Source organism: Methylobacterium adhaesivum (assembly GCF_022179065.1).
GTDB classification, from domain to species: Bacteria; Pseudomonadota; Alphaproteobacteria; order Rhizobiales; family Beijerinckiaceae; genus Methylobacterium; species Methylobacterium adhaesivum.
Genome location: NZ_BPQD01000002.1, coordinates 42,790 through 61,881 on the forward strand (window position 1 = coordinate 42,790; position 19,092 = coordinate 61,881).

The following is a 19,092-nucleotide window of genomic DNA, read 5'->3' on the forward strand; positions in this document are numbered from 1 at the left end:
GGGATCAGGCCGCGCGGCGCAGCGGTTTGGCCGTGGTCCCGCTCTCAACCAAGTCCCGGTCGACGGCCCGTGTCGTCTCAATGGTGGCCATCACACCGTACACAACCTTTGCAGTCAGGTCCGAGAGCGCGACGACGGCCAGGGCCACGGTCGGCGACAGAAGGCCGAGGCCGTCCTGACCAACGAGGAGCACTGCAGGATAGATGCACCAGACGACGGTCAGGAACACGGCGTTACGCCGGAAAGCGGACTGGACGTCGGCGCGCTCCGCGGCGTTCTCCTCACGCAGCTGGACGAAGATTCCGTAGAACACGGCCAGGAAGGCGCCGCAGGAGATGGCGAACCAGGTCCACTTGATCCAGGCGACCGTCGACAGTCCGAAGGCCAACGCCGTCACGATCATGATGAGGTCGGACCCGATCAGGCCCCAGACGATGGCCGGTCGGCGCATTCCCGAATGCATCGCGGTGCGGGCGAGGCCGAGGAGAAGCAGGGGCGTGGTGAAGATCCAATCGATGTAGCGGGCGAAGTAGAACTGACGCGCGACATCGGCGGCGTCCGGACCGGCCGGGAGGATGATGCTGCCCTGCCCGGTCGCCATGGCGAAGTAGGAGCAGGCTGCGATGATCGGCACGATCCCGTGGATGATGCCATCGGCTTCCTCGGCGCGCGTCCGCCCCTTCGCGAGAAACAGGATCGCGGCGGCACCTGCCGCCATGCCGGCGAAGCCGAGCCATAGCCAGAACTGAGGCGTCATCAGAATTCTCGTTGGAGCAGGGATGAAATTGGCGGCACGTACGTGCTGCCCCTGCCCAAGCGGTTTCAATGCGGATTGTTGCCTGGCACACCGCTCACAGTCACGTGAGGTTCAACGCCATGCGGCGGTATTGCGCCGACGCTTCGAGCCGGTTTGGTTCGAGGCTTCATCGAGCACTATGGTCAACGCATGCTTTATGAGCTTGCGGAAGTGTTCCGAATAACACTCCAGCACGGACGCTAAGGTTTGCTTCGATGGTGAAGTCGGATTGAAATCGAAACGCCTGCCCGTGGCCAAAGGGCCAGGGTCCGGTTTCCAGCCTCAACGGCCATTTGCAGGCTCAAGTTTATCCGACTTAAGCCCTAGAACAAGCAAAGCTGGTCCGTCGGTCGAGCGAAAAGGTCCGTCCGAAGCCGTAAGCGGTCTTCCGGATAGCCGAGGCGGCGGCGGGCGAGGCGCATGCGCTGCACGATGAGCCCGGCGTAAGCGCCAGTGCCGACCATGCGGTGGCCGTACTCCGCGTCGTAAGCCCGGCCGCCCCGGGCCTGACGCACCAGGGACATCACGTGGGCGCGCCGCCCCGGATAATGCTCTGCGAACCAGTCGTCCACGAGGGCATCGAGTTCGTGGGGCAGGCGAAGGAGCACATGGCTTGCCTCCCGGGCGCCCCGTTCCCGCGCTTCGCCCAAGATCGCCTCGATCTCGTGGTCGTTGAGCGACGGGATTACCGGGGCGGCGATGACCATGACGGGGATACCCGCCGCGCTCAGGCGTTCGATGGCCTCCAGGCGCTTTTTCGGATGCGGCGCGCGCGGCTCCAGGCGGCGGGCAAGGTCGGGGTCGAGGGTGGTGACCGACACGGCGACCTTCACGAGGTCGTCACGGGCCAGATCCGCGAGGAGGTCGAGGTCGCGCACCACGAGGTTCGACTTGGTGACGATCCCCACGGGGTGCCGGAACCGCGCCAGCACTTCCAAGATGCCCCGCGTCAGGCGGTGCTCACGCTCGATGGGCTGGTACGGGTCCGTGGCGGTCCCGAGGGCGATGGTCGCCGGCCGGTAAGCGGGCGCCGACAGTTCGGCCGTCAGGAGGCGGACCGCATCCGGCTTGTGGAACAGCTTCGTCTCGAAATCGAGGCCGGGCGAGAGACCGACATAGGCGTGGTTCGGTCGGGCGAAGCAGTAGACGCAGCCATGCTCGCAGCCGCGATAGGGGTTGATCGAGCGGTCGAACGAGATGTCGGGCGAGGTGTTGCGGGTGATGAGGGTGCGGGCGCGCTCCGCCGTCACCACCGTGCGCAAGTGAGCCGGGGCATCCGCCGCCCAACCGTCGTCGAAGAGCTCCCGCCGCGTCGCCTCGAACCGTCCGTCTGGATTGGCGGTGGCGCCCCGGCCGCGGCGAGTTTCGGCCGGCCGGGTGGTGGACGGGAGACGGCGCGACGCACCTTCGTCCTCCGACTCCGCCCGTCCGGCCCCGGATACGCCGCGCGACATCTCGTTCTCCGCTCCCGCATCTACGAGAACATATCACGAACATATGACCACGTCCCTGCACATAATCCGGGCATCGGGGCGTTTCGATCTTCGACGGCGCGACAGAGGTGGGATTACGACCTGCGCGACGGCTTCAGTTGTGGCGAAAATACGCTATGCGCGGGCATGATTTCCGCTCTCATCCATGTGGCGCGGCCGGCCGATCCCGATTCCATCGACCAGCTCGCCGATACGCTGGGCGCCCTCGTGGCAGGTGTCGCCGCCGGACTCGTGGGCGATGCGGTCATCGTCGCGTCGAGCCATACCGCCGCCATCGATACCGTCGCCGAAGCGACGGGGGCCAAGCTCGTCCTGCGTCAGCACGGGGGGTCGGCGTGGTCGGCGGGCGCGAAGGCGGCGCGGCGCGACTGGGTGCTGTGCCTCGAAGCCGGGGACGTGCCGGCCGAAGGCTGGATCCGCATCCTCGACCGCTTCATCGGCACGGCGCGGCCGGACATGACGCTCGCGCGCCTGCGCCGGCCCCATGCGGGCCTGCCCGCCCGCCTCGTGGCGCGGGGTGAGGGTGTCATCGGCGTCGGGGCGCCGCGCGCCGGCGACCTCGTGCGCCGCGAGCGCCTGCTTGCTGGTCCGCGTTTCGTCCACCGGGTGAAAGCCCGCACGCTGACGGCCCGCCTCGAACGATCCTGAGGATCGCAAGCCCATCTCCGGGGTTCGAAGGGTCAGCCCTTCGCGGGTCCAGGGCAGAGCCCAGGAAGACCTGTCGGAAGTCCGCGTCAGGCGCCCGCGCCGGGTTCCGCCGCGACCATCCGCAGGCGCAGGCGCTCGACGTCGTCGTGGTTGCCCGATAGGAGGTCGGTGATGTCGCCGTCCAGAAGCGCCGCAACGTGGCGGCACCGGGTGCCGTAGCGCCCGGCCATGCAGGTGCAGCGCAGGTGCGGGCCCGTCGCCCGGTCTTCGAGGGTGACGCTGTATCGGTCGCCGCGTCGGCCTTTGACCGCGAAGGTCAGGAGCCGGGCGGTGCGGACCCGGTCTGGCGGCGATCCGGACGAGGCGCGCGGCGGTGGCGCGCGGTCCGGCCCCTCGGGCACCGTCGTGATCGGCAAACGAAGGGCGCGGGACAAACCGAACAGATCGGGCGCGCCGGTCTGGCGCATGGCCGCGAGGGCGATCTCGGCGCAGGCATAGGCGTCCTCCCCGGCATCGTGGTGCGCGAAGCGGATGCCGAGGCGGGCCGCGACCTTGCCGAGGCCGCAGCCCTCCTCCGCCGGAAACACCCGGCGGGCGATCTGCAGGGTGCAGAGGTACGAGAAGGCCGGCGGACGCAGGCCGTGGGCCTGCAGCGATGCGCGCAGCACCCCCATGTCGAACCCGGCATTGTGGGCGAGGACGAGGCCGTCCGCGAGATCGGGCAGGAACGCGGCCATCACCTCGGGAAACAGCGGCTGCGTCCGCACATCCGCCGGGAGGATGCCGTGGACGCGGATGTTGCCCGGCGAGAACCTGAGCTCCGGCGGCCGGATCAGCCGCGATTCGCGCCGCACCACCGCCCCGCCCTCGATCCAGGCGAGGCCGACGGCGCAGGCGCTGTCGCGCCGCTCGTTGGCCGTCTCGAAGTCGAGGGCGACGATCTTTTGCATGGGGCCGGTCACATCTAATCCGGGCGGGCCGCGGCCTCAAGCACTGGCGACGAGGGCCAGCCAGGCCTCCTCGCTCACCACCTCGACGCCGTGCTTCTCGGCGTCCTTGAGCTTCGAGCCGGCGCCGGGCCCCGCCACCACGAGGTCCGTCTTGGCCGAGACGGAGCCCGAGACCTTGGCGCCGAGGCGCTCGGCCGTGGCCTTCGCCTCGCTGCGGGTCATCCGCTCCAGGGATCCTGTGAACACCACGGTCTTGCCGGCGAACGCCGTCGCGGCGGTGGGGGTCGCCATCGGCTCCGTCGTCACCGCCGCCAGGAGGGCGCGCACGGCGGCATCGTTGTGCGGCTCCGCGAAGAAGGCGATGAGTGAATCCGTGGCCACGGGGCCGATCTCGCCATCGTCGGCAAAGTGGCGGTAGGCGTCGCCGGGGCGTTGCGACGCCGCCCGTTCGATCCCGGCGACGATCCGCGCCTCGTCGCCGTAATGGGCAAGGAGACTCGCGCGCTGAGGCGCCGTGAGGCGGATGCGGCCGGGGGGCTGGGATGCCTCGGCCTCGCCCTCCTCCGGGTCCGATGCGTCGCGCGGATAACCGACTTCGAGGAGGCGGTCTCGGGTGGTCGGGCCGATGCGGGACACGGTGGAGAGTTCGATCCAGTCCGGCCCGGCTTGGGCGTCGGCCGCCGCTGCGACCCCCGCCATCAGGGCGTCCATGTCGGGAAACCGTTTCGCCAGGGCCTTGGCGGTCGATTCGCCGATGTCGGGGATGCCCAGAGCGAACAGGACGCGGTTGAGCGGCAGGCGGCGGCGGTCCTCGACGGCGGCGAGGAGGTTGTGGATCGCCTTGTCCTCCTCCTCGCCCTTCTTCTTCGTCGGCTTCTTCGGCGCAGGCGCGCCCTCCGCCCGCCGCTCGGCCGACAGGGCTTCGCGGCGGGCGACGATGGCGGCCTTCAATTCCGCGAAATCGAGGCGAAACAGATCGGCCGGCTGCTTGATCACGCCCGCCTCGAACAGCACCTCGATGTAGGTTTGCCCGAACCCCTCGAGGTCGAAGCCGTTGCGGGAGACGAAGTGCTTCAGGCGCTCCACCCCCTGCGCCGGGCAGATGAGGCCGCCGGTACAGCGGCGCACGGCGTCGGGCTTGCCCGTGCGCGGGTTGATCTCCCGGATCGCCCGGCTGCCGCAGGCGGGGCAACGGTCCGGAAACACGAAGGGCTTCGCGTCGGCCGGGCGCTTGTCGAGCACCACGTCCATCACCTTCGGGATCACGTCGCCGGCGCGCTGCACCACCACGGTGTCGCCGATGCGGATGTCGCGCCCGTCCCGGATCGGCTCGCCGTCGCCGCCGACCCCCTGGACGTAGCCCTCGTTGTGCAGCGTCGCGTTCGAGACCACGACGCCGCCCACCGTCACCGGCCGGAGCTTGGCCAGGGGGTTGAGGGAACCCGTGCGGCCGACATTGATGGCGATGTCCTCGACCACCGTGAGGGCCTTCTGGGCCGCGAACTTGTGGGCGAGCGCCCAGCGCGGCGAGCGCGAGACGAAGCCGAGGCGGCGCTGAAGGGCGAGGTCGTCGACCTTGTAGACCACGCCGTCGATGTCGTAGCCGAGATTGGCCCGGTCGGCCTCGATGCGCCGGTAATGCGCGATCATCTCCGTCGCCGAAGCGCAGCGGACCGTGAGGGGATTGACCGGCAGGCCCCAGCGCCGGAACGCGTCCATCATCCCGTGCTGGGTGGAGTCCGGCGCGGCGGACAGCTCGCCCCAGGCGTAGGCGAAGAACTTGAGCGGCCGCGACCGGGTGATCGCCGGATCGAGCTGGCGCAGGGAGCCCGCCGCCGCGTTGCGCGGATTGGCGAACAACGCCTTGCCGGCGGCCTCCTGGCGCGCGTTGATGGCCGCGAAATCCGCGTGCGAGAGATAGACCTCGCCGCGCACCTCGCAGATTTCCGGCACGTCGTCGCCGGTGAGGGTTTCGGGAATGTCACCGACCGCGCGGGCGTTGCGGGTGACATCCTCGCCGGTCTCGCCGTCGCCGCGCGTCGCGGCGGTGACGAGGCGGCCCCCCTCGTAGCGCAGGGACAGGGACAGGCCGTCGATCTTCGGCTCGGCGGTGAAGGCCAGCGCCTCCTCGTCCGGCCAGTTGAGGAAGCGGCGCACGCGGGCGACGAACTCCTCCACCTCTTCATCGGCAAAGGCGTTGCCGAGGGACAGCATCGGCACGGCGTGCCGGACCTTGGCGAATTTTTCCGACGGTTTCGCCCCCACCGACGCGCTCGCCGCGCCGGTCCCGGCGAGATCGGGGAACCGGGCCTCGATATCTTCCAGGCGGCGACGCAGGGCGTCGTACTCGGCATCCGAGATCTCGGGCGCGTCCTCCTGGTGATAGAGCCGATCCGCCTCGGCGATCCGTTCGGACAGGGCGGCGTGTTCGTCTCGAGCCCCGTCGGCCGTCAGGGTGTCGACGGAGGCGGGGGACGGCTTCGATGCGGGCATGTGGGGTGCTTCGTGACGGGGACCGGCTTCGCGCCCGGCATACAGCACGCAGCCGGCCGCCGCATCGTCGTCGGGCGAACCGGACCGATGCGCCGGGCGTGTGCGACGGCACGTCGCCCACTGTAACTTCGCCTTCACGCGCCACGTAGATAGGGAGAATGGCGGCACCCGCTCGCCGCGTCTGGACATGCCATGCCCGCCCTCCCCGCCTTCTCCGCGCCCTGGCGCGACCGTGCCGGCCGCCTCTCCGGCCTCAAGCTCGCGACCTTCCTGTTCGCCCTCGCGCCCGGCCTGTGGCTCGCTGGCGCCTACGCGGCGGATGCCCTCGGCGCCAAGCCGATCACGGCCCTGCTCCACGGCACCGGCGAATGGGCCGTGCGCTTCCTCCTGCTGTCGCTCGCCGTCACGCCCCTGCGGCGCATCGCGAATTTTCCGAAGCTCATCTTGGTTCGGCGGATGCTCGGCCTGACGGTGCTCGCCTACGCGCTGATCCACCTCGGCCTCTACGTCGTCGATCAGAACTTCGTGCTGACGAAGGTGGTCACCGAGATCGCGACCCGGATCTACCTCACCATCGGCTTCGCGGCGCTGATCGGCCTCGCGGTCCTGGGCGCGACCTCGACGGACGGGATGATCCGGCGGCTCGGCAAGGCGTGGCCGCGCCTGCACAAGGCGGTCTACACCATCACGGTGCTCGGCCTCGTCCACTACTTCCTCCAGGCCAAGATCGACGTGTCCGACCCGGTGTTCTGGACCGGCGCCTTCCTGCTGCTGATGGGCTGGCGCTTCCTCCAGGCCCGGCGCTGGCCGAGCAACCCGCTGACCCTGACGGCGCTGGCCGTGGGCGTCGCCCTCGCGACGGCCGGGCTCGAGGCGGCGTGGTACGGCCTCGCCTCCGGTATCCCGGCCGAGCGGGTGCTGCAGGCCAACCTCGCCTTTCCGAGCCTGATCCGCCCGGCCTGGTGGGTGCTCGCCCTCGGCCTGACCCTGCCGGCCCTGAACGCCGCCCGCCTCGCCTGGGACCGTTTCGGCGGGGGCAAGCCGGTGCGAAGCTCGCCCGGCGCCGCGGCGGTGGCCCGCTGACGCCCGCTTGCGACGGCGTCCGTGCTCCCGCACAGAAGGCGCCGCAATGGCCTGGGAGCACACGATGACGAAGACGATTCCGGTGGCGGGCCTCGCCTGTCTCCTTGCCCTTGGAACGGCCCAGGCCGAATGCCCTCGCGCCGAGCCGCCGCCGGCGAAAGCCCGCCCGGACAAGCCCGCCTTCCCGGCCAAGCCCCCCTGCCTCGACGCGAAGGGCGGCTGCCCCGGTTGGGAAGCCTACAGCTACAACGACGCCATCAAGGCCTACAACGCCCAGATCGCCGTCTATCGCCCCCTGGCGGAAGCCTACGTGAAGGCCCTGAACGCCTACGTGAAGGCGGCGTCGGATTATGCGCAGTGCGAGGTGAAAGCGCTGCAGTAGCGCGGGCCTCGGGACGCGTGCGGGGCACTGGGCCCACACCCGGTAGTTGACCGCCGCTGCGTTGGGTTCGGCATTTGGTCAATCGATCAAATCACTCCTTCGCTTATGAATTCCTCAGCAACTTACTGCAACCGAAGGTTGTGGCAATTAAGAAATTTTTTATCATACCTGCACATCATAGCAACGCTAGTTCATTGAACATATAACGCGCAATTCATTAAGGACTAAAAAATGACATCCATTGAAACTAGTACGCAAATTTTTTCGAGCTATTACATTAGACCAGATAGTACTCATAATGAAACAAACAAACCCTCCTTTGAATCTGAGATAATAGATGCTGAAAATGCTAGTGCATCGCTGCCGGAAACAGAAAATAAAAATTCGACTGTCACCTTAAACACCCCGACCGGCAAATCAGTTCTAAATTCTTCAGTCATCGGGACAGCCAAGGACTTAAAAAAAATCAATATTTCTGAGCTTTCTGAGAATGATTATAAGATTTTTATGGAAAATTTTGATCAGATTATTTCATCAAGGAAGCTCTACCTCGAAGCGCAATACGCATATTCTCCGTCGCCTGTCCTTGATACTCCCGCAACTAAATCTTATGCGACAGTTGTCGTAGGCGGAAGGGTCGTCGCAGAGTTTGACAACCAAGGCGTTCCTACATTCGTTGATGATCGTTACGCGAGGATTTTAGGCAATTCGCTAGGGAGCATTAATGGAACGTACGGCCCCAACCTAGCTCAAACCAGTGCAGAGAGAATTGCCCAGACCTTGGGCGGGAGCATCGTGAAATCTTCCACCGCGCTTTCGCAGGCTTCATTTAATGCACTTCCGCCTCCCAGCGTTCAACGATCATTGCCAATTCGCGATACCGCAGAGACAGATCGGACACGCCAAGAAATTCAGAACCTTTATGCTCGAATGGAACAGATTCGCTCCGAAAGGCAAGCTTATCTATCAAATCAGGGAGCCACCGTTTCATCTCTTGCATGATAACGACACGGATCTGAGGTAATGTTCGCCCCTCAGATCCCATTTTATCAGGATTTTAGCTAAGATATTTATAGATTTAAATCTACAAATTTCACCGGCAAAGGACCGAAGACGGGCGCGCCGAAGCCCTGATCGAGACGCGCCTCGCCTCCGGCGGCTTCCTCGACCTATCGCCGCCCGGCCTCACCCTCTCCATCGCAGACCTGTTCGCGATGCCCAAGCGGCGGCGCGGGCGTCGCTTGACCCCGCGCGGGGGCGATGCCACAGCCCGGCCATCCCCTCCCCCGCAGACCGGACGGTTAGATGCCCGATTCCCTCGACCTCCTCGTCCTCGGCAACGCCATCGTGGATCTCATCGCCCGCGCGGACGAGGATTTCCTCGCGGCGCAAGGCGTGCCGAAGGGCGCGATGCAGCTCATCGACGAGGCCCGGGCGGAGACCCTCTACGACGCCATGGGTCCGGCCACCGTGGTGTCGGGCGGCTCGGGCGCCAACACGGCGGTGGGCGCCGCCTTGCTCGGCGCGAAGACCGCCTTCATCGGCAAGGTGCGGGACGACGAGCTCGGCGGCCTCTACGCCCACGACCTCAAGGCCACGGGCGTGCGCTTCCCCGTGCCGGCCGCGACGGACGGCCCGGCCACGGCGCGCTGCTTCATCCTCGTGACGCCGGACGGCGAGCGTACGATGAACACCTATCTCGGCGCCTGCCAGAGCCTGTCCCCGGCCGATGTCGACGAGGCCACCGTGCGCAGCGCCCGTGTCACCTACCTCGAAGGCTACCTGTGGGACCCGCCGGCCGCCAAGGACGCATTCCGCAAGGCCGTGCAGATCGCCCACGCCGCCGGCAATGCCGTGGCGCTCACCCTGTCCGACGCCTTCTGCGTCGGCCGGTACCGCGACGAGTTCCTGGGGCTGATCCGCGACGGCAGCGTCGACATCCTGTTCGCCAACATCGGCGAGTTGCAGAGCCTCTATCAGACCGACGACGCGGAAGTCGCCCTCAAGGCCCTGCGCGACGAGCGCGACGCCCGCGGCAAGCATCTCCTCGGCCTCGTCACCCGCTCGGCGGACGGCGCCATGGTGGTGAAGGGCGGCGAGATCCGCGCTGTGGAAGCGTCTCCCGTGCACGAGGTGGTGGACACCACCGGCGCGGGCGACCTGTTCGCCGCGGGCTTCCTCGCGGGCCACGCCCGTGGCCTCGACCACGCCACGAGCGCCCGCCTCGGGGCCCTGGCGGCTGCGGAAGTGATCCAGCACATCGGCGCCCGGCCCCAGCACGACCTCGTGACTCTGGCCAAGGCGCAGGGGCTGCTCTGATCGGAGAGGGCTCCCCCGAAGAATTGGGGATCCGAAGGGCCGAGCCCTTCGCGGGTTCAGGGCAGCGCCCTGGAACACCTTCGGGCTCCGCCCGACACCCGCCGAAGGGATGATCCCTTCGGTATTCCCTCGGCGGAGATGCCGGATCAGAGCCGCAGGAGCACTTTCCCCACGGCCTCGCGGCGTTTGAGGAGGCCGAGTGCCTCGGCGTAGTCGGTGAGCGGATAGACCCCGTGGACCTTGGCGGTGAGGCGCCCTTCCGCCACCCAGGCGAGGAGTTGGCGCTGGTTCTCCGCGTGGGCCTCCGGCTCGCGGTCCACGAACACGCCCCAGTGGACGCCCTGGATGTCGATGCCCTTGAGCAGCGCGAGGTTGAGGGGGATGCGCGGAATGTCGCCGGCGGCGAAGCCGATCACGAGGTAGCGGCCCTTCCAGCCGAGCGACCTGAGGGCCGGCTCGGCATAGTCGCCGCCGATGGGATCGTAGATCACGTCGACCCCCTGCCCCTCCGTTAGCATGCGCAGAGCCTCGCGCAGGTTGTCGGCGGCGTAATCCACCCCGTGCGTCGCCCCGTGAGCCTGGGCCACGGCGAGCTTGTCCGGCGACGAGGCGCAGGCGATGACCCGCGCGCCGAGGATCGCCCCGAGCTCCACCGCCGCGAGGCCAACGCCGCCGGAGGCGCCGAGCACCGCCAGGGTCTCGCCGGGCTGCAGCTTCGCGCGGTCGCGCAGGGCATGGAGCGAGGTGCCGTACGTGATGGTGAGACCGGCGGCCTGCTCATCCGACACCCCATCGGGAATCCGGGTGAGGTGATGTGTCTCCACGGCGATCCGTGCGCGGGCCGTGCCGAACTTCTGGTGGACGATGACCCGGTCGCCGACCGCGAAGCCGTCGACACCCGGACCGAGCGCCTCGATGACGCCGCTGGCCTCGCCGCCGGGCGAGAACGGCAGCTCCGGCTTCACCTGGTAGCGACCGGCGATGATGAGGGTGTCGAAGAAGTTGAGCGCCGCCAGGGTGACGCGCACCAAGGCCTCACCCGGCCCCGCGACGGGCTCGGCGATCTCCTCCACCGACAGGTCCTCGGGTCCGCCGAGGCGGGTGCACAGCAGGGCCTTCATCGAAACGCCTTCTCCCGATCTGTCGCATCCATCCCGCCCGCGCCCATGCACCGGACAGGCTCCCGGGTGCAACAGCGGACATCAGGTCCAGGCGGACATTACGTCCGGGCGTAGGTCCCCATGAGGCTGCCCTTGGCCAGCACGTGACCGCGCATGGCCTCGATCACAGCACTCCGTCCCGGAGAGGCATCGAGGTCGAGGGGCGCGTCGAGGGCGTAGATCTGGAAGAGGTACTCGTGCGGCCCATGCCCCGTGGGCGGATCGGGCGGGAGCCACTTGTCCTGCAGGAAGCTGTTCTTGCCGAGATCCTGCGATTGGTGCGCGCCGCCGGGGCTCGGCAGCGCCCCCTCGGAGAGGCCTTTCGCCTCCGGCATCAGATTCCAGGCGATGAGGTGGACGAGGGGGCGCGGCGTCGGGCTGCCCGCATCCTCGACGAGCAGCACGACCCGCGCGGTGCCGGCGGGCAGAGCGTCCCAGGCCAGCGGCGGCGAGGTGCGCTCGCCATCCTCGGTGAAGCGGGCGGGAATCGGGGCGCCGTCCGCGAAGGCCGTGCTCGTCAATCGCACGGTCGCGGGCACGTCGGCGAACGCGGCGTGATAGGCCGTGGCGGGCAGGCCGGCCTTCAGGCCCGACAGGGCCTCGCCGACGGCATGGGGGATCTTCTCGAGCATCGGGTGTCTCCGGGGTTGCCCGGTCAACGGCGTGGGGCGCCGGCGGTTCAGCCCTTCCGCGCCGCGATCATGTAGTTCACCGCCGTGTCGCGGCTGGCGCGCCACGATCCGTCGAGGGGATTGAACACCACGCCGGTGGTATCGGTGACGGACAGGCCGCCGGCCTCGACGTCGCCGATGAGTTCGCGGGGTTTGACGAACTTCTCCCAGTCGTGAGTCCCCTTGGGCAGCCAGCCGAGGACGTACTCGGCCCCCACGATGGCGAGGGCATAGGAGCGCAGCGTCCGGTTGAGGGTCGCGGCGAACAGGAGACCGCCCGGCTTCACCGCCATGCAGGCCGTGGCGACGAAGGCCGTGCGGTCGACCACGTGCTCCACCACCTCCATGGCGAGCACGATGTCGAAGCGTGCCCCGCCCGCCACCACGTCCTCAATGGTCTGCGCCCGGTATTCCACCGTGACCCCGGCGGCGTCCGCGTGGGCCTGGGCGACCCGGACGTTGGTGGGTGCCGGATCGAGACCGGTGACGTCGGCGCCGAGACGCGCCAGGGGCTCGGACAGGACGCCGCCACCGCAGCCGACATCGACGACGGAGAGGCCGCTCAACGGGAACGGCGCCTTCGGGTCCCGGCCGAAATGCCGGCAGGCGGCGTCGCGGATATAGGCCAGCCGCACGGGGTTGAAGCGGTGCAGCACCGCCATGGGCCCGGCCGGGTCCCACCACGTCGCCGCGATGGCCTCGAAGCGGGCGACCTCGTCGCGGTCGATGGAGGAGGCTTGGGGTCCGGTCATCGGGTCCGTTCGGCTTGGGGCACAGGGTCGAGGCGCGGGAATCTCGCGGAGCGTCGGGAGTCTCGCGGGGCGTGTCGCCGCACTTGTTGACAGGCCCCGGCGGCCCTTGTACCCGCCGAAGCCCTGTCCGGTACAGCCGCGCGGCGACGCGGGCGTAACCCGGCCCGTCGGCACCCCGGCTTCCCTTTCCACAAGAATCGACGTGGACGCTGCATGCCCCGTTTGGTGATGAAGTTCGGCGGCACGTCCGTCGCCAATGTCGAGCGCATCCGCAACGTGGCGGCCCACGTCGCCCGCGAGGTCGCGGCCGGCTACGAGGTGGCCATCGTGGTCTCGGCCATGTCGGGCAAGACCAACGAACTCGTCGCCTGGGTCAAGGACGCGGCCCCCCTCTACGACGAGGCCGAGTACGACGCCGTCGTGGCCTCTGGCGAACTCGTCACCGCCGGGCTGCTGGCCATCGCGTTGCGCAAGGCCGGCATCGCGGCCCGCTCCTGGCAGGGCTGGCAGATCCCGATCCTCACCTCCGACGCCCACGGTTCGGCCCGCATCGAAGGCATCGACGGTGCGCGCCTCGATGCCGGGTTCGCGCGCGGCGAGGTCGCTGTCATCGCCGGCTTCCAGGGTATCCATGAGGCCACGGGCCGGGTGACCACCCTCGGCCGGGGCGGCTCCGATACCAGCGCGGTGGCCATCGCGGCCGCCATCGGGGCGGAGCGCTGCGACATCTACACGGACGTGGACGGCGTCTACACCACCGACCCGCGCGTGGTGCCCAAGGCTCGGCGCATGGAGCGGGTGACCTTCGAGGAGATGCTCGAGATGGCATCGCTGGGCGCCAAGGTGCTTCAGGTTCGCTCCGTCGAGCTCGCCATGGTGCACCGGGTGCCGACGACGGTGCGCTCGAGCTTCGACCCGCCCGACAACGCCCGCCCCGGAACCCTCATCTGCGACGAGGACGAGACCATGGAACAGCAGATCATCACCGGGATCGCCTTCTCGAAGGACGAGGCACAGATCACCCTTCGCGGCGTCAAGGACAGCCCCGGCATCGCGGCGGCGATCTTCGGCCCCCTGGCGGATGCCAACATCAACGTCGACATGATCATCCAGACGGTGTCGGGCGACCAGTCGACCACGGACATGACCTTCACGGTCCCGTCGGCCGATTATGATCGCGCCCGCACGGTCCTCGATGCCCAGAGCGGCGCCATCGAATTCGCCCAGATCGAGGGCGCCACGGACGTGGTGAAGGTCTCCGCCATCGGCGTCGGCATGCGCAGTCACGCGGGCGTGGCCGCCAAGGCGTTCCGGGCGCTTGCCGAGAAAGGGATCAACATTCGGGCGATCACGACGTCCGAGATCAAGTTCTCGGTTCTCATCGACTCCGCCTATACGGAGCTTGCCGTTCGTACGCTCCACTCGCTATACGGCCTCGACCAGGCCTGAGTGTCTCTCGCGAAAGACGCGCCGCGCCGTTGGCCGAAGGGGCAATCGGCGGCGTCCGGGGATTTCGCGAGGCGCTCCGAAGACGCGCGCTTGCCACGCGCACGATTCTTGCGCGGGACCCGCGCGAGCCGAAGCCGGATCGAGGAGACCATGCCCGCTGCGCCTGGAGGACCGCGCCTGCTGCTGCGCCGCCTCCGCGAAGCGATGGCGGAGCCGGTCAGCCCACAGGCGCGTCTCGATCGGATCGTCACCCTCATCGCGGCCAACGTCATCGCGGAGGTCTGCTCGGTCTATGTGCTGAGCAATGACAACATCCTCGAACTGTTCGCCACCGAGGGCCTGAACCGCGAGGCGGTCCACCTCACGCGCATGCGCGCCGACGAGGGCCTCGTCGGCCTCATTGCGCAGACGGCCGAGCCGCTGTCCCTGTCCGACGCCCAGTCGCACCCGTCGTTCTCGTATCGGCCGGAGACGGGCGAGGAGGCGTATCACGCCTTCTTGGGCGTGCCCCTCCTGCGCGCGGGCAACACGCTCGGCGTGCTCGTGGTGCAGAACAAGACCTACCGGGTCTATTCCGAGGAGGAGATCGAGGCGCTCCAGACCACCGCCATGGTGCTGTCGGAGATGATCGCCTCGGGCGAGCTGCAGGCGCTCGCGCCCGGCACCGGGCCGGCGGCGCGGCGCCCGGTGAGCCAACGCGGCGTGGCGCTCGCCGACGGCATCGGCCTCGGCCACGTGGTGCTGCATGAGCCGCGCATCGTGGTGAAGCAGCTCATCGCCGAGAACGTCGACCGCGAGGTTGAACGCCTCGAACTCGCCATCGGCGAGGTCCGCTCGGCGATCGACGACCTCGTGGAGCGCGGGGACAGCATCGGCACGGGCGAATCGCGCGAGGTCCTCGAGACCGTCCGGATGTTCGCCCACGACAAGGGTTGGCTGCGCCGGATGCGCGAGGCCGTGCAATCGGGCCTGACCGCCGAGGCCGCCGTCGAGCGGGTGCAGTCGGACAACCGCGCCCGGATGATGCGCCAGAGCGATCCCTACCTGCGCGACCGCCTTCACGACCTCGACGACCTCGCCAACCGCCTCCTGCGTACCCTCATCGGCCACGAGGGCAACGGCGACCGGGTGCTGCCCGAGAACGCGATCCTCGTCGCCCGCTCCATGGGACCGGCGGCGCTCCTCGACTACGACCGCACGGCGTTGCGCGGCGTGGTGCTGGAGGAAGGCGGCCCGACGAGTCACATCGCCATCGTGGCGAGGGCGCTCGGCATCCCGGCGGTGGGCGAGATCGCCAACGCCACGGCCCTTTGCGACGCGGGCGACGCCATCATCGTCGACGGCGCCACGGGGGAGATCCAGGTCCGCCCCGGCCCCGAGATCGAGGCGGCCTACGGCGAAATGGTCCGGGTGCGCGCCAAGCGCCAGGAACAGTACCGGGCCCTGCGCGACCGCCCCGCCGTGACGCAGGACGGCGTGGCCATAGGCCTGCAGCTCAATGCCGGGCTGCTCATCGACCTCACGCATCTGGCCGAGACGGGGGCCGACGGCATCGGCCTGTTCCGCACCGAGCTGCAGTTCATGGTGGCCCAGCGCATGCCGTCGGCGGCCGAGCAGCAGACGCTCTACGAGGCGGTGTTCGCGGCCACCGGCGACCTGCCGGTGACGATCCGCACCCTCGACATCGGCGGCGACAAGATCCTGCCGTACATGCCGGCGCTGGAGGAGGAGAACCCGGCGCTGGGCTGGCGCGCTATCCGCATCGGCCTCGACCGGCCCGCCCTTCTGCGGGTGCAGCTGCGGGCCCTCCTGCGGGCCGCTGCCGGGCGCCCCCTCAAGATCATGTTCCCCATGGTGGCCACGGTGGACGAGTTCACCCGTGCCAAGGCCATCGTCGAGCGCGAGAAGGCGCACCTGCGTCGCCACGGCCACCCGCTGCCGAGCGATTGCCGCCTCGGCGTGATGGTCGAGGTGCCGTCCCTGCTGTTCCAGATCGACGAGATCGCGCGGGCGGCCGACTTCCTGTCGGTCGGCTCCAACGACCTCATGCAGTTCCTCTTCGCCGTCGACCGCGAGAATCGCCGGGTGGCGGGCCGCTTCGACACCTTGAGCGTCCCGGCCCTGCGTGCCTTCCGACTCATCGCCGAACGGGCGGCGGCAGCCGGCTGCCCCGCCACCGTCTGCGGCGAGATCGGCGGAAAGCCCCTCGAAGCCATGGCCCTCATCGGCCTCGGCTTTCGCCATCTCTCCATGTCGCCCGCCGCCATCGGCCCGGTGAAGGCCATGGTGCTGGGGCTCGACGCGAGCGCCGTGGCCGCCTTCATCGAGACCGAGATGGCGCGGGCCGGCGACGGTGAATCCCTGCGGCCGGCGCTCAGCGCCTTCGCCAAGGCGCACGGCGTTCCCATCTAGCGGGCCTGGACCGCCGGAACGTCACGACTTCGCCAAACCGAATCACTGCTGAGAGTACCCCACGGGCGATGACCCCCATTCCTTCCGAGCGTCTCGACGCCATCCTGACGCGGCACGACATCGTCACCGCGACCCTGAGCGCCGGCTCGGCCGATTCCGAGACCTTCGTCCAGCTCTCGCGCGAACTGTCCGAACTCGAGGGCGTCGTGGCGGCGATCCACGCCTACCGGGCGGCGGCCTCCAACCTCGCCGACATCCAGGCGCTCATGGACGAGCCCGGCGGCGATTCCGAGATGCGCAACCTCGCGGCCGCCGAGAAGCCCGAGGCCGAGGCCGGCCTGGAGGCGGCCCACCGGGCCCTGCAGCTCATCCTGTTGCCGAAGGATTCGGCGGATGAGAAGTCCGCCATCCTCGAAATCCGGGCCGGCACAGGCGGCGACGAGGCGGCCCTGTTCGCCGGCGACCTGTTCCGGATGTACGGCCGCTATGCCGACGCCAAGGGCTGGAAGGTGGAGGTCATCTCCGAGAGCGAGGGCACGGTCGGCGGCTACCGCGAGGTCATCGCCGAGGTGAAGGGCAAGGGCGTGTTCGCCCGCCTCAAGTTCGAGAGCGGCGCCCACCGGGTGCAGCGCGTGCCCGACACGGAGACGCAGGGGCGCATCCACACCTCCGCCGCCACCGTGGCGGTGCTGCCGGAGGCCGAGGAAGTCGATATCGTCGTCAACGACGCCGACCTGAAGATCGACACCATGCGGTCGCAGGGCGCCGGCGGCCAGCACGTGAACAAGACGGAATCGGCCATCCGCATCACCCACCTGCCCTCCGGCATCGTGATCTTCGTCCAGGAGGAGCGCTCGCAGCACAAGAACCGCGCGCGGGCCATGTCGCTCCTGCGGGCGAAGCTCTACGATGCCGAGCGCACGGCCAAGGACGCGGCGCGGGCCGCCGACCGCAAGTCACAGGTGGGATCGGGCGACCGCTCCGAGCGCATCCGCACCTACAACTTCCCCCAGGCCCGGGTGACGGACCACCGCATCAACCTCACCCTCTACAAGCTTGAGGAAGTCCTGGCGGGCGAGGCCCTGGACGAGCTCGTCGATGCCCTGGTGACGGAACATCAGGCCGAGCTTCTCGCCGCCGAGGGCATGGCCTGACCGCGATGCGCCCCACGACGACCCGCGCCGAGGCCCTGCGGCAGGTCACGCAACGCCTCGCCGCGGCCGGCATCGGTGACAACGACGCGCGTTTCCTCGTCCTCGACGTCCTGCACCTCACGGGCACGGACCTCATCCTCGGCGGGGCCGAACCCCTCGGTGCCCCGGGGGCGGCCAGCCTGTCGCGGGCCGTGGACCGGCGCCTCGCGGGCGAGCCCGTGGCGCGGATCGTGGGGGCCTGGGAGTTCTGGGGATTGCCCTTCGGTCTTTCCCCCGACACCCTCGTGCCCCGTGCCGACACCGAGACCCTGGTGGAAGCCGCCCTCGCCCGCCTTCCGGAGCGGACGCGGGCGACGACCCTCCTCGATCTCGGGACGGGCTCGGGATGCATCCTGGTGGCGCTGCTGCGCGAGTGCCCCCGCGCCTTCGGCATCGGCCTCGACCGCTCGGAGGCCGCCTTGGTTCAGGCCCGCGCGAATGCTCGGGCCAACGGGGTCGGCGAGCGGGCCGCCTTCGTGCGGACTGATTGGAGCGCCGGCCTCGCGGGGGCGTTCGACCTCATCGTCTCGAACCCGCCCTACATTCCGGCCGCCACCATCGCGACCCTGGCCCCGGAGGTGCGGTGCCACGATCCGATGGCGGCCCTCGACGGCGGCGCCGACGGCCTCGATGCCTACCGCCGGATCCTCGCCGAGGTCGCTTCGGGGCCTGTCCGGCTCGCGGCGGGTGGTACCCTGCTGTTCGAGGTCGGGCACGACCAGGCGGCCGCCGTGCTGGACCTCGGCCGGCAGGCTGGGCTCGTGCCGGGAGGGATCACCCACGATCTCGCCGGACATGCCCGCGTGGTGACTTTCATGGGCTTCCGCGCGACTTCTTGATGGCGATCCCTCGCGAAATCCGTGTATCGCCATGGGATCGCGCGAAAAAGTGCTTGTTGGCCCGCACCCGACCCGTTAGGGTACGAGGCAGATCGAACATTGGTCCGTCGCTACGGATCATGGAAGGAACGAGGCCGGCTTCGAGCCCGCGGCGTTTCTGGGCGATCTCCCACGATCAGGACAGCGTGTAACGAGACGACGCGCGAGCGCCTGATAGCACAGAGCCTGAAGACCGATGAGCGCCTGAACGCGAGCGCGAGCCTCGGTACACCGGGACAGACACAGGCACGGCGAATTCCGATTCCGATCGCGGACTGCACGACCCGGACCACGCGGCCCCTTTCCACGGGCCACCAGGGCCAGGGCCGGTTTCGGCTCGAAGCTGCCGATGTTCGGACCGCCTCACCACACGTTCCCGTACGAACGAGGGTCAATCGAGACCGATGAGACCA

The 19,092-nt window shown here is 68.8% G+C and carries 16 protein-coding genes; 9 read left to right on the forward strand and 7 right to left on the reverse strand.

What is annotated here, in order from left to right; all coding sequences use genetic code 11:
* Positions 1 to 4: 4 nt before the first annotated feature.
* Positions 5 to 757: a bacteriorhodopsin gene (locus MFF01_RS02725; protein ID WP_238221759.1), complete on the reverse strand. Its 753-nt coding sequence runs from the start codon at positions 755 to 757 to the stop codon at positions 5 to 7.
* A gap of 362 nt (positions 758 to 1,119) precedes the next feature.
* Positions 1,120 to 2,250: a PA0069 family radical SAM protein gene (locus MFF01_RS02730; protein WP_238221761.1), complete on the reverse strand. Its 1,131-nt coding sequence runs from the start codon at positions 2,248 to 2,250 to the stop codon at positions 1,120 to 1,122.
* Positions 2,251 to 2,415: 165 nt separating this feature from the next.
* Here MFF01_RS02730 and MFF01_RS02735 point away from each other — a divergent pair, with 165 nt between their 5' ends.
* Positions 2,416 to 2,937 carry a glycosyltransferase family protein gene (locus MFF01_RS02735; protein WP_238221763.1) on the forward strand — a complete coding sequence of 174 codons (522 nt, stop codon included), beginning with the start codon at positions 2,416 to 2,418 and terminating at the stop codon, positions 2,935 to 2,937.
* 86 nt (positions 2,938 to 3,023) lie between these two features.
* On the opposite strand, the gene MFF01_RS02740 is transcribed toward MFF01_RS02735, so the two are convergent.
* Both MFF01_RS02740 and ligA read right to left on the reverse strand, forming a co-directional pair.
* Positions 3,024 to 3,887 carry a 3'-5' exonuclease gene (locus tag MFF01_RS02740; RefSeq protein ID WP_238221766.1) on the reverse strand — a complete coding sequence of 288 codons (864 nt, stop codon included), beginning with the start codon at positions 3,885 to 3,887 and terminating at the stop codon, positions 3,024 to 3,026.
* A gap of 36 nt (positions 3,888 to 3,923) precedes the next feature.
* A complete protein-coding gene (gene ligA, locus MFF01_RS02745; RefSeq protein ID WP_238221768.1) occupies positions 3,924 to 6,380 on the reverse strand; it encodes an NAD-dependent DNA ligase LigA in 2,457 nt (818 codons plus the stop codon).
* Between the two features lie 192 nt (positions 6,381 to 6,572).
* Between ligA and msrQ the strand changes: the two genes are divergently transcribed.
* From msrQ to MFF01_RS02765, 4 genes are all read left to right on the forward strand, one after another.
* Positions 6,573 to 7,463, forward strand: a complete 891-nt coding sequence (gene msrQ, locus MFF01_RS02750) for a protein-methionine-sulfoxide reductase heme-binding subunit MsrQ (RefSeq protein ID WP_238221770.1) — start codon at positions 6,573 to 6,575, stop codon at positions 7,461 to 7,463.
* A gap of 64 nt (positions 7,464 to 7,527) precedes the next feature.
* On the forward strand, positions 7,528 to 7,845 hold the full coding sequence (locus tag MFF01_RS02755; protein WP_238221772.1) for a hypothetical protein: 318 nt from the start codon (positions 7,528 to 7,530) through the stop codon (positions 7,843 to 7,845).
* 231 nt (positions 7,846 to 8,076) lie between these two features.
* Positions 8,077 to 8,847: a hypothetical protein gene (locus MFF01_RS02760; RefSeq protein ID WP_238221775.1), complete on the forward strand. Its 771-nt coding sequence runs from the start codon at positions 8,077 to 8,079 to the stop codon at positions 8,845 to 8,847.
* A gap of 303 nt (positions 8,848 to 9,150) precedes the next feature.
* Positions 9,151 to 10,164: an adenosine kinase gene (locus MFF01_RS02765; RefSeq protein ID WP_238221777.1), complete on the forward strand. Its 1,014-nt coding sequence runs from the start codon at positions 9,151 to 9,153 to the stop codon at positions 10,162 to 10,164.
* A 146-nt stretch (positions 10,165 to 10,310) separates the two neighbouring features.
* Here MFF01_RS02765 and MFF01_RS02770 read toward each other — a convergent pair whose 3' ends face one another.
* The 3 genes from MFF01_RS02770 to ubiG all read right to left on the reverse strand — a co-directional run bounded on the left by MFF01_RS02770 (position 10,311) and on the right by ubiG (position 12,747).
* Entirely contained in the window at positions 10,311 to 11,285 is a 975-nt protein-coding gene (locus MFF01_RS02770) for an NADPH:quinone oxidoreductase family protein (RefSeq protein WP_238221779.1), read from the reverse strand.
* 98 nt (positions 11,286 to 11,383) lie between these two features.
* Positions 11,384 to 11,956: a YbhB/YbcL family Raf kinase inhibitor-like protein gene (locus MFF01_RS02775; RefSeq protein WP_238221781.1), complete on the reverse strand. Its 573-nt coding sequence runs from the start codon at positions 11,954 to 11,956 to the stop codon at positions 11,384 to 11,386.
* A 47-nt stretch (positions 11,957 to 12,003) separates the two neighbouring features.
* Positions 12,004 to 12,747 (reverse strand): bifunctional 2-polyprenyl-6-hydroxyphenol methylase/3-demethylubiquinol 3-O-methyltransferase UbiG, encoded by a 744-nt coding sequence (ubiG, locus tag MFF01_RS02780; protein WP_238221784.1) that lies wholly within the window; start codon positions 12,745 to 12,747, stop codon positions 12,004 to 12,006.
* 213 nt (positions 12,748 to 12,960) lie between these two features.
* Here ubiG and MFF01_RS02785 point away from each other — a divergent pair, with 213 nt between their 5' ends.
* The 4 genes from MFF01_RS02785 (at position 12,961) to prmC (ending at position 18,640) form a co-directional block, all read left to right on the forward strand.
* Positions 12,961 to 14,196 (forward strand): aspartate kinase, encoded by a 1,236-nt coding sequence (locus tag MFF01_RS02785; RefSeq protein WP_238221786.1) that lies wholly within the window; start codon positions 12,961 to 12,963, stop codon positions 14,194 to 14,196.
* 150 nt (positions 14,197 to 14,346) lie between these two features.
* Positions 14,347 to 16,608, forward strand: a complete 2,262-nt coding sequence (ptsP, locus tag MFF01_RS02790) for a phosphoenolpyruvate--protein phosphotransferase (RefSeq protein ID WP_238221795.1) — start codon at positions 14,347 to 14,349, stop codon at positions 16,606 to 16,608.
* A 68-nt stretch (positions 16,609 to 16,676) separates the two neighbouring features.
* Positions 16,677 to 17,762, forward strand: coding sequence for a peptide chain release factor 1 (prfA, locus tag MFF01_RS02795; protein ID WP_238221797.1), 1,086 nt, complete (start codon positions 16,677 to 16,679; stop codon positions 17,760 to 17,762).
* Between the two features lie 5 nt (positions 17,763 to 17,767).
* Positions 17,768 to 18,640 carry a peptide chain release factor N(5)-glutamine methyltransferase gene (gene prmC, locus MFF01_RS02800; protein ID WP_238221798.1) on the forward strand — a complete coding sequence of 291 codons (873 nt, stop codon included), beginning with the start codon at positions 17,768 to 17,770 and terminating at the stop codon, positions 18,638 to 18,640.
* Positions 18,641 to 19,092 lie beyond the last annotated feature (452 nt).

Coding starts and splice junctions, on each gene's coding strand:
- MFF01_RS02725 (WP_238221759.1), bottom strand. CDS start 757: ATGACGCCTCAGTTCTGGCTATGGCTCGGCTTCGCCGGCATGGCGGCA.
- MFF01_RS02730 (WP_238221761.1), bottom strand. CDS start 2,250: ATGTCGCGCGGCGTATCCGGGGCCGGACGGGCGGAGTCGGAGGACGAA.
- MFF01_RS02735 (WP_238221763.1), top strand. CDS start 2,416: ATGATTTCCGCTCTCATCCATGTGGCGCGGCCGGCCGATCCCGATTCC.
- MFF01_RS02740 (WP_238221766.1), bottom strand. CDS start 3,887: ATGCAAAAGATCGTCGCCCTCGACTTCGAGACGGCCAACGAGCGGCGC.
- ligA (WP_238221768.1), bottom strand. CDS start 6,380: ATGCCCGCATCGAAGCCGTCCCCCGCCTCCGTCGACACCCTGACGGCC.
- msrQ (WP_238221770.1), top strand. CDS start 6,573: ATGCCCGCCCTCCCCGCCTTCTCCGCGCCCTGGCGCGACCGTGCCGGC.
- MFF01_RS02755 (WP_238221772.1), top strand. CDS start 7,528: ATGACGAAGACGATTCCGGTGGCGGGCCTCGCCTGTCTCCTTGCCCTT.
- MFF01_RS02760 (WP_238221775.1), top strand. CDS start 8,077: ATGACATCCATTGAAACTAGTACGCAAATTTTTTCGAGCTATTACATT.
- MFF01_RS02765 (WP_238221777.1), top strand. CDS start 9,151: ATGCCCGATTCCCTCGACCTCCTCGTCCTCGGCAACGCCATCGTGGAT.
- MFF01_RS02770 (WP_238221779.1), bottom strand. CDS start 11,285: ATGAAGGCCCTGCTGTGCACCCGCCTCGGCGGACCCGAGGACCTGTCG.
- MFF01_RS02775 (WP_238221781.1), bottom strand. CDS start 11,956: ATGCTCGAGAAGATCCCCCATGCCGTCGGCGAGGCCCTGTCGGGCCTG.
- ubiG (WP_238221784.1), bottom strand. CDS start 12,747: ATGACCGGACCCCAAGCCTCCTCCATCGACCGCGACGAGGTCGCCCGC.
- MFF01_RS02785 (WP_238221786.1), top strand. CDS start 12,961: ATGCCCCGTTTGGTGATGAAGTTCGGCGGCACGTCCGTCGCCAATGTC.
- ptsP (WP_238221795.1), top strand. CDS start 14,347: ATGCCCGCTGCGCCTGGAGGACCGCGCCTGCTGCTGCGCCGCCTCCGC.
- prfA (WP_238221797.1), top strand. CDS start 16,677: ATGACCCCCATTCCTTCCGAGCGTCTCGACGCCATCCTGACGCGGCAC.
- prmC (WP_238221798.1), top strand. CDS start 17,768: ATGCGCCCCACGACGACCCGCGCCGAGGCCCTGCGGCAGGTCACGCAA.